The organism is Clostridium sp. CS1-1 (assembly GCF_056135525.1).
This window is the reverse complement of sequence record NZ_CM148680.1, coordinates 4,407,382-4,422,006: the sequence shown is the minus strand read 5'-3', so window position 1 is coordinate 4,422,006 and position 14,625 is coordinate 4,407,382. Positions and strand designations below refer to the sequence as shown.

General features: G+C 30.5%; 14 protein-coding genes. 8 read left to right on the top strand and 6 right to left on the bottom strand.

The window, feature by feature from the left end; all coding sequences use genetic code 11:
* Positions 1–27: 27 nt before the first annotated feature.
* The gene (locus AC0N0V_RS20940) at positions 28–279 is read right to left on the bottom strand and encodes a TIGR03905 family TSCPD domain-containing protein (RefSeq protein WP_474460793.1); all 252 of its coding nucleotides are present in this window, start codon (positions 277–279) and stop codon (positions 28–30) included.
* A 266-nt stretch (positions 280–545) separates the two neighbouring features.
* Here AC0N0V_RS20940 and AC0N0V_RS20935 point away from each other — a divergent pair, with 266 nt between their 5' ends.
* Positions 546–1,433: a YncE family protein gene (locus tag AC0N0V_RS20935; RefSeq protein ID WP_474464603.1), complete on the top strand. Its 888-nt coding sequence runs from the start codon at positions 546–548 to the stop codon at positions 1,431–1,433.
* Between the two features lies 1 nt (position 1,434).
* Here the strand turns inward: AC0N0V_RS20935 and AC0N0V_RS20930 are convergent, their stop codons facing one another.
* Entirely contained in the window at positions 1,435–1,962 is a 528-nt protein-coding gene (locus AC0N0V_RS20930; protein ID WP_474460792.1) for a DUF4364 family protein, read from the bottom strand.
* 399 nt (positions 1,963–2,361) lie between these two features.
* Here AC0N0V_RS20930 and pdaB point away from each other — a divergent pair, with 399 nt between their 5' ends.
* The 3 genes from pdaB to AC0N0V_RS20915 all read left to right on the top strand — a co-directional run bounded on the left by pdaB (position 2,362) and on the right by AC0N0V_RS20915 (position 4,686).
* A complete protein-coding gene (gene pdaB, locus AC0N0V_RS20925; protein ID WP_474460791.1) occupies positions 2,362–3,114 on the top strand; it encodes a polysaccharide deacetylase family sporulation protein PdaB in 753 nt (250 codons plus the stop codon).
* Between the two features lie 237 nt (positions 3,115–3,351).
* Positions 3,352–3,858: a hypothetical protein gene (locus AC0N0V_RS20920; RefSeq protein WP_474460790.1), complete on the top strand. Its 507-nt coding sequence runs from the start codon at positions 3,352–3,354 to the stop codon at positions 3,856–3,858.
* Positions 3,859–3,954: 96 nt separating this feature from the next.
* Positions 3,955–4,686 carry a single-stranded DNA-binding protein gene (locus AC0N0V_RS20915; RefSeq protein ID WP_474460788.1) on the top strand — a complete coding sequence of 244 codons (732 nt, stop codon included), beginning with the start codon at positions 3,955–3,957 and terminating at the stop codon, positions 4,684–4,686.
* A 176-nt stretch (positions 4,687–4,862) separates the two neighbouring features.
* Here the strand turns inward: AC0N0V_RS20915 and dapD are convergent, their stop codons facing one another.
* Positions 4,863–5,573 (bottom strand): 2,3,4,5-tetrahydropyridine-2,6-dicarboxylate N-acetyltransferase, encoded by a 711-nt coding sequence (gene dapD / locus AC0N0V_RS20910; RefSeq protein WP_474460787.1) that lies wholly within the window; start codon positions 5,571–5,573, stop codon positions 4,863–4,865.
* Between the two features lie 149 nt (positions 5,574–5,722).
* On the opposite strand from dapD, the gene AC0N0V_RS20905 reads away from it, so the two are divergent.
* The 3 genes from AC0N0V_RS20905 (at position 5,723) to AC0N0V_RS20895 (ending at position 9,460) form a co-directional block, all read left to right on the top strand.
* On the top strand, positions 5,723–6,706 hold the full coding sequence (locus tag AC0N0V_RS20905) for a sulfide/dihydroorotate dehydrogenase-like FAD/NAD-binding protein (protein ID WP_474460785.1): 984 nt from the start codon (positions 5,723–5,725) through the stop codon (positions 6,704–6,706).
* Positions 6,707–6,863: 157 nt separating this feature from the next.
* On the top strand, positions 6,864–8,141 hold the full coding sequence (locus AC0N0V_RS20900) for an FAD-dependent oxidoreductase (RefSeq protein ID WP_474460784.1): 1,278 nt from the start codon (positions 6,864–6,866) through the stop codon (positions 8,139–8,141).
* Positions 8,142–8,305: 164 nt separating this feature from the next.
* Entirely contained in the window at positions 8,306–9,460 is a 1,155-nt protein-coding gene (locus AC0N0V_RS20895) for a pyridoxal phosphate-dependent aminotransferase (RefSeq protein WP_474464602.1), read from the top strand.
* 16 nt (positions 9,461–9,476) lie between these two features.
* Here AC0N0V_RS20895 and dapB read toward each other — a convergent pair whose 3' ends face one another.
* The 3 genes from dapB to AC0N0V_RS20880 all read right to left on the bottom strand — a co-directional run bounded on the left by dapB (position 9,477) and on the right by AC0N0V_RS20880 (position 12,266).
* A complete protein-coding gene (gene dapB, locus AC0N0V_RS20890; RefSeq protein ID WP_474460783.1) occupies positions 9,477–10,223 on the bottom strand; it encodes a 4-hydroxy-tetrahydrodipicolinate reductase in 747 nt (248 codons plus the stop codon).
* Positions 10,224–10,324: 101 nt separating this feature from the next.
* Positions 10,325–11,206, bottom strand: coding sequence for a 4-hydroxy-tetrahydrodipicolinate synthase (gene dapA / locus AC0N0V_RS20885; RefSeq protein WP_474460780.1), 882 nt, complete (start codon positions 11,204–11,206; stop codon positions 10,325–10,327).
* 64 nt (positions 11,207–11,270) lie between these two features.
* On the bottom strand, positions 11,271–12,266 hold the full coding sequence (locus AC0N0V_RS20880; protein ID WP_474460778.1) for an aspartate-semialdehyde dehydrogenase: 996 nt from the start codon (positions 12,264–12,266) through the stop codon (positions 11,271–11,273).
* Positions 12,267–12,894: 628 nt separating this feature from the next.
* Here AC0N0V_RS20880 and AC0N0V_RS20875 point away from each other — a divergent pair.
* On the top strand, positions 12,895–14,598 hold the full coding sequence (locus AC0N0V_RS20875; RefSeq protein ID WP_474460777.1) for a peptide ABC transporter substrate-binding protein: 1,704 nt from the start codon (positions 12,895–12,897) through the stop codon (positions 14,596–14,598).
* Positions 14,599–14,625 lie beyond the last annotated feature (27 nt).

Sequence of the window (14,625 nt, the reverse complement as noted above, 5' to 3'; positions counted from 1 at the left end):
GCATGTCCAATAAGAGTATATTCAGCTTTACTTATCATTTACAACTAAGTCTTCTAGAGCAGTTACAAATTGATCTGGACAAGAAGTACCTTTCCCATCACAATCTATACCTTTTAATTTTTTTATGGCATCATCTACTTCCATACCTTCAAGAAGTTGTGATAATCCATTAAGATTACCCTCACAACCTCCAATAAATTTAACATTAGAGATTTTATTATCAATAATGTCAAAGTTTATTTCCTTAGAACAAACACCGTTAGTTGAGTAAATATACATAAAAACACCTACCTTATGTGTAATTTTTGGGTGAACATAAATATTATATAAAATATGTTGTAATTACTCAAGTTTACTAAATATATTTCTAAAAGCACTTATTAAAAATTTTTACGTGAAATTCAAATAATAAATAATAATGATTAATTTTCAATAGGTATTATCGGATAAATAATTTACGCCACATAAAACCTAAAAATTCTTTGATAATTATTATTACCCATTTTAAAAGATATTCATATTATATTTGTAAGGGGGTGATAATGTTGAGCTACTTGTATGTATGCAACACTTCGTCTGACTTTATCTCGAAGGTCAAGCTAAGCAATTTTGTTGAAGAAAATAGAATTTTTTTAAAATCAAATAATATGAATGATAGAGTAGGACCCCATGGTGTATGTGTAAATAATAATAAGATAATAGTAGCTAATAATTATAGCAATAGTATATCTGTAGTAGATATATTAAAACAAGTAGAAGAGAGCAGCTATTATATAGGCGTACATTGTAATGATGTGGTAGTTTGGGAAAATAATGCATATATAATATGTGGGGATCTCAATAGTTTGGTGGTTTTTGATATTGTAGAAAATAAAGTTATCGAAGAGATACCATGTGGAAATTTACCACATAGTATATGTTTAAACAAAGAAAAGAAGCTTTTAATGGTATCAAACATGGAAGAGGATAGTATAACATTAATTGATTGCATTAATAATGAAAATATTAAGACTATAAGAGTAGGAGCATATCCTACTAAAGCACTTTTTGCAGTAGACGGGCAGCATGCCTTGGTGTGCGAAAGTAATATAGGGTCAGACTTTAGAGGCAGTATAGCTATAGTATCATTAAAAAGCTTTAAGGTTATTAATAGAATAGCTGCGGGGAACTCGCCTATAGATATGTGTTGTAATGAACGGTATTGTTTTGTATCTAACTTTGGTGATGGAACAATCAGTATATTAGATATAAACAATTATAAGGAGAATAAAAAAATAATTGTTGGTGGGATGCCAAGAGGAGTAATGAAATTTGGTGAAAATATTTATGTAGGAGATAACTATAATAACTTACTAATAAAAGTAAATATCAAAAATGAAGATAAAAAATATATACCTATAGGAGGAGAACCTACAGGTATGGTTTTAATCTAATTTATTCATTTATTAATAATTGGATAATTTTGCCGTATAAGTCAGAACAATTATTTCTCCATTTCTCACATAAGTTTTTTGCTTGTTTGTTGGAACCTACATTTATCTTAATATCTATAAGCATTGAATCATTTTCAACAGCTTTTAAGTTAACAATGAAATTATTATTTTGCTCTATAGTATAGTCAGCTATTACAGTAACTTCTTTTTTTATATTGTTTATTTTCTTTTGCAAATAGGTATCTACTGTCTCAATTTTAGTATTAGAGATTCTATTTTTAAATAAAGATAGAACTTTAATACCTTTGTCTGTTATTAAAAATCTGTGAGTGCCTGATTCACTTATATGTTTTAAGAAATTAGAGGAAATTAACTCGTTTAAATATTGCTGAAGAGTAAAGTAATTTATAAAGTTATTCTCTAAAATAATTTCTGTTACTTGGTTATTCGAAACAGGAAACTTGATTTTATCAAATATGTAAAGAAGCAACAATTTATTTTCTGCTAATTCCAGTGTATCTTCAAACATTATATATCCTCCCCCTACAATAAACTACTAAATTTATAAGTATAAGCACCTATTAAAGTAATCAATAGTTGTTATGTATTAATTATAAATTACTTAACTTCATATAAGAAATTTCTAAATATGAGGTTAAGTGATTTATATTAATTATATTTTATATTATAACATAAAATACATTAAAATAAATAAAGCAGAAAAAGGAGAAATTTTTTTATTTGGCCTATTATTTTTAATTTTAGTACTTAGCAATTATATAAAGAGATTATTATATAATTATTAAAATGAAACTAAGTAAGAATTGTAAGTAAAATATTACCTGAAAATTATTTAAATTATGTAATATTTATTGATAAAAAATACTATATAAGTTTATGGGAAGAAATATATTTTGGGGGGAAGAACTTGAAACTAAGAATACAAAAAAAAGTTTTATTAGTATGCATTTTCCTTTTTATAGGTGTTGCTGCATCTATTTTTATGAATTATAGGGACACCAGTGCATTCTTGAGAGTAGATAGAAAGCTGCCTATTTATAATGTAGATACAAAAGATAAGAAAATTTCACTAAGTTTTGACGTAAGTTGGGGAAACGATAATACTGAAAAAATTTTAGAGACACTTGATAAATATAATGTTAAGGCCACATTTTTTATTGTAGGTGGATGGATAGATCAATATCCTGATAGATTAAAGGAAATCTATAATAGGGGTCATGAAATAGGAAATCATTCTAATAAGCATCCGGATATGACGAAGTTAAGTAGAGAAAAAATTATTCAGGATATAGATATTAATGATGCAAAAATTAGACAAATAACAGGTGAGGGGACAAAGCTTTTTAGATGCCCTGAAGGTTCATATAACGACCTAGTAGTACAAACAGTCAATGAAACTGGTCACTACTGCGTACAATGGGATGTGGACAGTATAGATTGGAAAGAGCAAGGGGCAGATATAGAGTACAACAGAATCATAAAGAATACAAAACCTGGATCAATTTTACTATTTCACAATAATGCAAAGTATACACCTGAAAACCTTCCTAGAATTATAGAGAAGTTCCAAAATGCAGGCTACCAATTTGTAAAAACAGGTGATCTAATTTACAAAGATAATTATCATATTGATCCTTCAGGGAAGCAAATTTCTAATTAGATATGCAGTGAGCTTTTAGCTTATAAAATAAGTTTAATTTTGTTAATATTATAATTTATTTATTATTTAATTAGATGTAATAAGAAGAGTTATTGAAACATATAGACGATTTGTATTATAATGGAAATAGAATGGGTTTAAATTGCATATATTACTTGATAACAAATGATGTGGTATAAAAAACTATCTCTTGCTTAAAATAATTTTAATAAATTACTTTTTCAGGAGGTAAAAAAGATGATAAAAATAGCAGTTATTGGTGGGAATAAAGCTTTTTGTTCATATTTGTTAAAAACTCTTAGATTAGTAGATGTTGAAGTTAAATTTTTTACAAAGTATGCTGTAAAAAACGAAAATAATTATGATTATGTAGTATTTAACTCTAATAGTAGTATAAAGGATATATTAATAAATGGAGACTATTGCTTAGTTAACATGGATTTAGTGAATTTTAGAAATAACAATATTAATATATATGGAAACCTAATTACTTACGGGTTGGGAAGTAAAAATACAGTTACAGTTTCAAGTATGGAGGATAATAATAGCTTTGTATATTGTTTACAGAGAGATATTAACAGTAATTCTTCAGGTGTACTTGAGGCGCAAGAACTTCCAGTTAACATGAGATTTAATGGTAACGATGAGATATACGCAGCTATGGTTGCAGTCACAATAGGGTTGATAGAAAGAAAAAACATAAGCATCATTGGTAAAGATAGAAAGTTAACAATTTTTAGTTAAATATTTTAATTTAGTTTTATTAGTATATTTTCAGTATTCTTCGAATAATTATATGGTGATAAGATAATTTAAAAACTAAGGGAAAGAGGGGTTACGATGGATAATTTAATGCTAAATAATAAGATTTATCTTGAGGGGGAAATATTATCGGAATTACAATTTAGCCATGAAATGTATGGAGAGGGATTTTATAATTTTTATATTGAGGTGCCAAGACTAAGTGACGCTAAAGATGCCCTTTTTGTTACAATTTCAGAGAGGTTAATTGGCGGAATGGATATTAAAATTGGTTCTCAGGTTGTAGTAGAGGGCCAATTAAGGTCTTATAACAAGTTTGTAGAAGGAGCTAACAGATTAATATTAACAGTCTTTGCACGTAATATAAGTGTTTGTGAGGAGAGAAGTAAAAATCCAAATCAAATATTTTTAGATGGTTTTATATGTAAAGAACCTGTTTATAGGACAACCCCTTTTGGAAGGGAAATTTCAGATATGCTCCTTGCGGTAAACAGAGCGTATAATAAATCAGACTACATACCAACTATTGCTTGGGGAAGAAACTCAAGGTTTTGTAAGGACTTAAAAGTTGGTGACAATATTAGAGTATGGGGAAGATTACAAAGTAGGGAATATCAAAAAAAGGTTTCAGATACAGATGTAATTAAAAAGGTTGCTTATGAAGTTTCAATTTCTAAAATGGAAAGAGTTAGTGGAGATAAAAATGAATGCCCAGAAGAAGATAGTTATTATGATGACTTCTCTGAGATAACAGAAGAGAATAATATGTTAGCAAACCAAGAAAGCGTTGAGGATAAGCAAATATCTTAGTTATAAAATAAAATTTAATTAAGATTTTAGTACTAAACTCTTATAATCAATAACTAGCACTATCAATATTATTGAGTTTCGACAATATTGATAGTGCTTTCATTGAATATAACTATATTATTAATAAACAATTTGCTGCATTTGTTTTACTTTTAAGATAGACTCCTATAATTATATTATTTTCTTAGATCATCTAGTATCTGAGTTTTATCCTTTGTCTTATCATCTACCTTTTTTATTATCTTAGCAGGAGTTCCAGCAACTACTACGTCATCAGGCACATCTGTTACTACAACAGAACCCGCTGCTACAACAGATCCTCTACCAACCTTCACACCCTCGAGGATAACTGCATTTGCACCTATTAAAACATCATCTCCAATTTCACAAGGAGATTTGCTTGGTGGTTCTAAAACTCCAGCGACTACTGCACCAGCTCCAAGGTGAACTCTCTTACCAAGTATACCTCTTGCACCAACAACAGCATTCATATCTACCATAGTACCTTCGCCAATCTCAGCACCGATATTTACAACAGCACCCATCATGATAACAGCATTTTTTCCTATCTTAACTTTATCTCTTATAATAGCACCTGGTTCAATTCTTGCATCTATCTTTGTTACATCAACAAGTGGAATTGCAGAATTTCTTCTATCATATTCAATTCTAAAATGTCTGATTTTATCTTTATTATCATCTAAGAATTTTGACATCTCATCTGATTCGCCAAAAAGTATATAGAAATTAGCTCCTTCGTAACTTTCTATATTTCCTAAATCACATTCTGATATATCACCTTTAAGATATACCTTAACAGGAGTAGATTTTTGAGCTTCTTTTATGTATCTTGCAATTTCATATGGGTCAGTTAAATTGTAGTTCATTTATAGAACCTCCTCAGTTAAGTATTTTAATTAATAATAACATTATAATAAATAAATTTTGTGAATTAAAGAGGTAAAGTATATATTTTAGTAACAAAATCATGTATAAAAAAATAATCTAATAGTAGAGTGCTTAAGGAGGTAGTTAAATGGACTATGAAATAAAGGATTGTATTGATGGAGGAAGTGCTTACTGTCCTTGTCATTTGGCTGAAACTGGTGATTGTATATTGTGTTCTCAACTTTCTGGAAAGACCTTTTGTGACTGCGTTAACTGGAAAGGTGTTTGCATGTATCAGGAATACATGTTAAATAACAAGAAAGCCAAAGGTGGTAGAGCAAATTATTTGTGCAAGATAATGAAAAAAGAAGTTTATGATGATAAATTATATGTTTTTACAATAAATGCCCCTCGTAGCTTAGTTCATGAACTTATATACCCAGGAAGCTTCATATTTATTAGAAACCCACAAACCTCATCATATTTCGATACCCCAATCTCAATAATGGAAGCCGATACTGATGAAAACACCTTAAAAGTAGCCATAGAGTTAAGAGGAGCGAAAACAAAGTCTATATGTAAGCTTAATGAAGATGAAAGAATGTTAATAAGGGGACCATTTTGGAATGGAGTTTTAGGTTTAAAAAATGTTTACAAAGCTAAGGAGGGAGTTTCAATTCTTGTATCAAGAGGAATAGGTGTTGCACCAGCTATTCCAGTATTAAAAAAATTGTACGCTAACGGAAACAAAGTAATCTCCATAGTAGATAAGACGCCTTTTAAAAACGTTTTTGGAAAAGAATATTTTGATATGTGCAATTCAGAAATGGTACAGTGTAAAATGTTGGATTCAGGAGAGCTTGCAGAGGAATTTAAGACAGTGTTAGAACAAATTATGAAGGTAGAAAGTGTAAATTTAGTTCATTGTGATGGACCAGATATATTAATTTACAAATTACTGGATTTTGTGGGAGATTCTATTAACTTCTCATGCTGTAATAATTCTAAGATGTGTTGTGGTGAAGGTGTATGTGGAACGTGTAGTACCAGATACAAAAATCGTGTAGTTAAAAAATTATGTAAGGTACAAATAGATCCTAAACATGTATTTAAAGAGAGAAGACTTATTTAGACTATACAATTAATTGTTAACGTTAAGTTTTCTACTAGAGTAGGAAACTTTTTAATAATAGACGGTTGATTAATTTGAATGAAAACTAAGGGTTTTACTAAAAGATTGATAAATAAGTAAGTGTTTCTTATAAATATTTTATTAAGGAGGATATTAAATGAAGGTAATAGTAATAGGTGGTGGATGGGCCGGTTGTGCGGCAGCTATATCTGCTAAAAAGGCTGGAGCACAAGTAACTCTTTTCGAGAAAACTGATATGTTATTGGGTCTTGGAAACGTAGGTGGCATAATGAGAAATAACGGAAGATATACTGCTGCCGAGGAACTTATAGCACTTGGGGCAGGAGACTTAATAAATATTACTGATAATAATTCAAGACATAAGGATATAGACTTTCCGGGGCATAAACATGCTTGGCTTTATGATGTAAATAAAATAGAGCCAGCGGTTAAGGCATACTTAAAGAGCATTGGAATTGAAATTAATATGATAGCTAGAGTAATAGATATCAAAAGGGAAGGAGACACAATAAAAGGTCTATACATGGCTGATGGAACTTACCAAGAAGGGGATGTATTTATAGAGACAACAGGATCAACTGGGCCAATGGGTAACTGTTTAAGGTATGGCAATGGATGCTCCATGTGTGTACTAAGATGCCCAGCTTTTGGACCAAGAGTAAGCATAAGCATGAGAGCAGGGGTTGATGATCTTCAGGGGGAAAGAGAAGATGATATATATGGTGCAATGAGTGGCTCTTGCAAATTATGTAAGGAGAGTTTAGATGAAGAGTTGTTAAAGGAACTTAATGAAAAGGGAGTTGTAGTTTTAAAGGTTCCACCAGAAGATGTAAATATGGATAAATTAAAAGCAAAGGTTTGTCAACAATATGCCTTAAAAGAATTTGCTGAGAATGTAATATTGCTTGATACAGGACATGTAAAGCTGATGACTTCTTATTATCCTCTAGACAAATTAAGAAAGATAAAAGGACTAGAAGGTGCAAAATATGTTGACCCTTATGCAGGAGGAAAAGGAAACTCAATAAGATACCTTTCAGTAGCCCCAAGAACAGATGACATGAAAGTAAAAGGTATAAGTAATTTATTCTGTGGTGGAGAAAAAGGTGGTCTTTTTGTAGGACACACAGAAGCTATCTGCACAGGAAGTTTAGCAGGGCATAATGCTGTAAGATATCTTTTAGGAATGCCACCTCTAGTTTTACCAAAGACTACAGTTATTGGGGATCTTATAGCTTATGCAAATTACAAAATGATGACTAAGGAAGGAAGGAGAAATAGGTATACTTTTGCTGGTTCAGAGTATTTTAAGAGAATGCAGGAGAATGGAGCGTATTCTATAGATAAGGAAGAGATAAAATCAAGAATTGAAAAATTGAATTTGCTAGATATAATGAATCAGAAACTTGTTTAAATTGATATAGGAAAAAGAGAGTTGAATTGAAAAGCTTCAACTCTCCTTTTTATCTTTTCAAATACTAGCGCTTTAAAGTGAAAAAATATATAATTAAAATAATTAATTTTTACTATAATAAGTTTAAGAACTATATAAGGAGTGAGATTAAATTGATAGATAATATGGAAAGTATAGTTTCCGAAAATGTTCAGGGTATAGAGATTTCAGGAATAAGAAAGTTCTTTAATAAAGTTATTAAATATCCAGATGCGATTTCCCTAACATTAGGTCAACCAGATTTTAGTGTACCTGATAAGATAAAAAAGGCAATGGTAGATGCTATAAACTGTGATAAAACTACATATACCTCAAATGCAGGAATTGTGGAACTTAGAAGAGAAATATCAACATACTTAAAGAACCAACAAATAAACTACCATGAAGATGAAGTGTGTCTTACAATAGGTGGAAGTGAAGGTTTAATGGATGTTTTTATAGCACTCTTAAACCCTAATGATAAGGTTTTAATACCTACACCAGCTTACCCAGCTTATGAAAGTTGTGTAAAGCTATTAGGAGGTAAAATCGTAAATTATAATTTAAAAGAGGATTTCTCTATTGATTTCGAGCAATTAGAATTATTAATCAAAGAAGAAAATCCTAAGGTAATGGTAGTGTCATATCCGTGCAATCCTACAGGAGCTATTTTATCCAAAGAAGACAATAATAAATTACATAGAATACTCAAGGATAACAACATTATTGTTATAAGTGATGAAATATATAGTGCTCTTTGCTTTGTAGATAATTATTACTCAATAGCACAATTTGAGGACATAAGAGAAAGAGTAATAGTTGTAAGCGGATTTTCCAAGATGTTCTCAATGACTGGGCTTAGATTGGGTTACGTATGTGCCGATTATAGGCTCATGGAGTCTATAATGAAGGTTCATCAGTACAATGTATCCTGTGCACCCTCCATCGTTCAATGGGGAGCTTATGAGGGACTTAAAAATTGTATGGAAGATGTAGAATATATGAAAAGAGAATTTATCAAGAGAAGAGACTATTTATACGAGAGACTTATAAGTATGGGCTTAGAAACAAATCTACCAATGGGAGCCTTTTATATTTTTCCTTCTATAAAGAAATTTAACATGGAAAGCGAAGAATTCTGTGAAAGACTCCTAAAAGAAGCCAGAGTTGCAGCAGTTCCAGGTTCTGCTTTTGGAGCAGGTGGAGAAGGATATATGAGAATATCCTATGCTTATAGTATGGAACAGTTAAGAGAAGCAGCTGACAGAATGGAAAGTTGGATAAAAAAAGTGGGAATGTAAACTCCCACTTTTTTATCTATTTAACCACGTCATCCATTGAATAGAATCCTTTTTCTTTCCCATGCATAAATTGGCAAGCCTTTAGAGCACCAACAGCAAATACTTCCCTAGAAATAGCTTTGTGACTAATTTCAATAACTTCACCTTGACCAGCAAAGATAACATCGTGGTCACCAACGATACTTCCACCTCTAATAGCATGGATTCCTATTTCTTTATGATTTCTTTTAGCAATACCTTCTCTGCCATAAACGAATTCAGTCTCTTCTGGAATAGAATCCTTTATAGTATTAGCAAGAAGTAGAGCTGTTCCACTTGGGGCATCAACTTTTTGATTATGATGTTTTTCTATAATTTCTATGTCGAAATTACTATACAATAATGCGCTAATATTTCTTAGTACTTTGTTTACGACGTTAACACCAATTGACATATTAGCTGAGCGGAATACTGGTATCTCTTTAGAGGCCTCAGTGATTTTTAGTAACTGATCATCGGTAAATCCAGTTGTACATAAAACAACTCCTATATTTTTCTCTTTAGCATATTTAATAAGACCTTCAACTGCATCTGGTCTCGAAAAATCAAGAATTACATCTGCATTAATTGTACACTCAGATATATTTGAAAATACAGGGAAACTAGATGTTACAGTGTTTTTATCTATTCCAGCTACTATGGTTAAATCAGGAAAGTTGGGTACTAATCCTGATATAACTTTCCCCATTTTTCCATTGCATCCACTTAATATAATTTTAACCATTAAAATTCCTCCTATTAATTAAATAAATTGAGAATTGAAAATAAAATTTAAGCTTAATTCTCAATTTTATTCTTAATTCTCAACTTTAATATTTTAGACTGCTACTTTAAAAGTCCATAGTTCTTCATTTCTTTCTTGAGAGCCTCTAAGTTTGCATCAGTCATATCACATAATGGAAGTCTTAAATTACCTACATTCATACCTAATAAATTCATAGAAGTTTTTACAGGTATAGGATTTGTTTCAATGAATAATGCATTGGTTAAAGCTAGTGAATCCAATTGTATTTTTAAGGCTTCTTTAACTTTACCAGAAAGATATAACTCACACATGTCATGAACATCTTTTGGAATTATATTTGCAAGTACAGAGATAACTCCAGCGCCACCTAATGACATGATAGGGATTATCTGATCATCATTTCCAGAGTATATATCCATTCTGTCACCGCATAAAGCTTTAAATTCTGCAATTTGACTTATATTACCGCTAGCCTCTTTAATCGCTATTATATTATCGAAGTCACATAATTGCTTTAGAGTTTTAGGGGCAATATTCATACCTGTTCTTCCAGGAACATTGTATATAATTATAGGAGTCTTAACACTTGTAGCTATAGCTTTAAAGTGCTCAACAAGACCTTTTTGTGTAGTTTTGTTATAGTAAGGAGTTATAACCAAAAGTCCATCTACACCTATGCTTTCAGCCCACTTACTCATATTTATGGATGCAGCAGTATTGTTAGTACCAGTACCTGCTATTACGGGAATTCTCTTCTTTACTACATCCACTGTAAATTTGATTGTTTCTTTTCTTTCTTGTTCACTCATAGTTGAAGCTTCACCGGTAGTTCCACATACTACAATTGCATCTGTACCAGACTTTATGTGCCATTCAAGCAATTCTTCTAGCTTTTTAAAATCTACACCTTGATCATTAAATGGAGTAACTATGGCAACACCTGAACCTTTAAACAAACTCATATAAAAACACCTCGTTTTTAATATTTTTATTTATAAATAATTTATACTAAGATAATTAGATAAATTACTTATTCTCGCTAATTATATACTCGGCAATTTGAACTGCATTGGAAGCAGCGCCTTTTCTTATGTTATCTGCTACAACCCATAGATTTAGTCCGTTATCAGAACTAAAATCTTTTCTTATTCTTCCGACGAAAACTTCATCGCGTCCAGCAGCATCTATAGGCATTGGATAAACTAAATTTTGCACATCATCCTTTAGAATAATTCCATTTGCATTCTGATATATCTCAAAAATATCACTTAGTTCAAAACTGTTTTTTAATTCTACGTTTATGCTTTCGCTATGACCATATACTACAGGTACTCTAACTGTAGTTGCTGTAATCCTTAGGCTATCGTCATGTAAGATTTTTTTAGTTTCGTCAATCATTTTCATCTCTTCCTTTGTATAGCCGTTGTCTAGGAAGACATCTATATGAGGCAAAACATTACCTGCTATTGGATAAGGAAATTTTTTTGGTGGGATATTTTTATAACCTTCGAAAAGATCATTATATCCGCCAAGCCCAGCACCAGAGACTGCTTGATAAGTAGAGTAAATAATTCTATTTATTCCGTATTTATCCTGAAGTGGCTTTAATGCAACTACTGCTTGTATTGTAGAACAGTTTGGATTAGCAATAATACCTTTATTCCACTTAATGTCTTCTGGATTTACTTCTGGGACTACTAAAGGTACATTAGGATCCATTCTCCAAGCACTACTGTTATCTATAACTGTAGCGCCATATCTTGCAAATATAGGGGCATACTCTTTACTTACATCTCCACCAGCAGAAAATAATGCGAAATCTATTTTTTTATTTTTTATATTGTCTTCTTTTAATTCTTCAACCATTACATCATTGTCCTTAAACTTTAATGCCTTACCTGCTGATTTTGCTGAAGCAAAAAAATAGATAGTATCTATTGGGAAATTTCTTTCAGCTAATACATCAATAAATTTTCTGCCAACCATTCCAGTTGAACCAACAACTGCTACGTTATATTTCATTTTTAATACCTCCTGATTTTCACTTTTATTATATTATATATCTGGTTAAAGTAAAAATATATACCTTTTTATTAATACAATGTTTGTGAATATATATTAGTTTGTTATTATTTTAATTGTGTAATCGTAATCATTGACGAATGTTAAAATGGATGTAATTTTAGAAAATATTAATTCTAAGTTCATAAAATTACGAATTGTATCTCACATTAGTATTATTAGTGTTTTATACATGAGAACTTTATATAATAATGTATTAAAATTATAAAACAAATTATGATATTTATTTTTATATAGATAAACGAGATAAAACTTTATATGTGTTACAGATATTTAAATAAATTTAATTAGGTGTTATTTTTAAAAGTTAAACATGTTTAGAATTTCATTATATTGAACATTGAATATTTTACCCTATGTTATATTTTATAAATATTTCATATAAAAGTTCTACTTTTATTGAATAAAGTTTGGATAAAATATAAGAGCTTTATATAAAAAATTAAAAGTGTGTATAGTTTTGGAATACAAGGGTTAGAATCTATAGGATGTGCAGGGGATAATATAAAGTATTTTATTTAGATAGATTACATGAAGATTTATTATGTTTATTTAAGGAGAGATTGTTTTGAAAGATAGTAAGTTTATAGTTAGATTATGCATATCTCTTATTATTGCGTCTGTAGTGTTATCAGGATGTAAGAACAAAGTCGTTGAAACTGTGGCGCTGCAAAATGATAAGGGGCAATTTTTAAATATAGTTTTAGGTGAAGAACCACAAGTTTTAGATCAGGCCAAAGCTGGAGATGTATATTCTTCACAGGTTCTTATTGAAACTAATGAAGGACTAACAAGAATTGAGAAAGATGAAAACGGAAAGAGTGTAGTCAAGCCAGCTGGAGCATTAAGCTGGGATATATCATCAGATGGGTTAAAGTGGATTTTTCATTTAAGGGATAATCAATGGTCTGATGGGCAAAAAGTTACAGCAAAAGACTATGAATATGGAATTAAGCGAAGTTTAGATCCGAAAATAGATTCTCAATATGCTTTTTTATTGTATCACATTAAAGGGGCTAGAACATACAATGATGTAGAAAAACATAAAGGAAATAGATTATCTTCGGATATAGTAGGGGTTAAAGCTATAGATGATAAAACTTTGGAAATAACACTTGAATCACCTTGTGCATATTTTTTAAGTTTAACAAGCTTAGTAGGAATGCAACCACAAAGAAAAGATATTGTAGATAAATATAAAGATAAGTATGGTATGGAAGCAGATACGATGGTATACTGCGGCCCATTTACAATAAAACAGTGGACTCATGGTAATAAAATTGAATTAGTTAAAAATGAGAGTTATTGGGATGCTAAGTCTGTTAAACTACAAAGGGTAACTATACAATTAACAAAATCTGATGAGGATTTATTAAATGAATTCGACAATAAATCAATAGATTTAATAAAGGTCGCTAATGCGAAATGGAAGGAAAGTCTTAATAAAACTTCTGAATTTGATGAATTCTTAGTTCCTATGCTGTCCACAAACTATGAGGTTTTTAATCAAAAGAATAGACTCTTTAGTAATGATAAGGTGAGAAAAGCATTTACTTTAGCGATAGATAGAGAAGAAATTTCGAAAAAACTGTGGGGAGGAGTTTATACACCAGCATATAGCTGGATACCACCTTCAATAAATATTGGAAATGATGATTTTAGGCAAAGATCAAGCTCAGATTTAGTTAAGGAATTAAAGGAAATTTCACCAAACCCTAAGGAACTACTAATTAGTGGATTAGAAGAATTGGGATTAGGCAAGGATCCAAGTAAAATTACAGTTACATATCTACAACCTGGACTGGATAAAAGTCAGAAGGAAATAGCGGAATTCTTTAAGGAAATGTATATAAGGAACCTTGGTATAAACATTAAAATTGAATATGTTGATTGGGAGGCTTTTCAAAAAAAGATAGGGGAAGGTAATTATCAAATTGCTAGCATGATTTGGAGTTCTGATTATAATGACCCTATGTCAGAGTTATATTTATGGCATTCAGGTACAAATATAATTAAAACAGGATGGTCTAATATCAATTATGATAAGTTAATCACAAAGGCCGCGTTGCTTGGGAGTGATAAAAATGAGGAAAGATTCAATTGTTTCAAAGAAGCTGAGAAGATTTTAATTTTAAATGATGCAGTGATATCACCTACGGCTTATAGAAATAAGTATATATATAAACAAAAATATATAAAAAATTTGATATTTCCTACAGTTGGTCCGGAAGTAGAATTTAAATACGCTTATACTCAAGGGCGGTGGGAGTAAACAATATAATCATGTATAAATAATCCT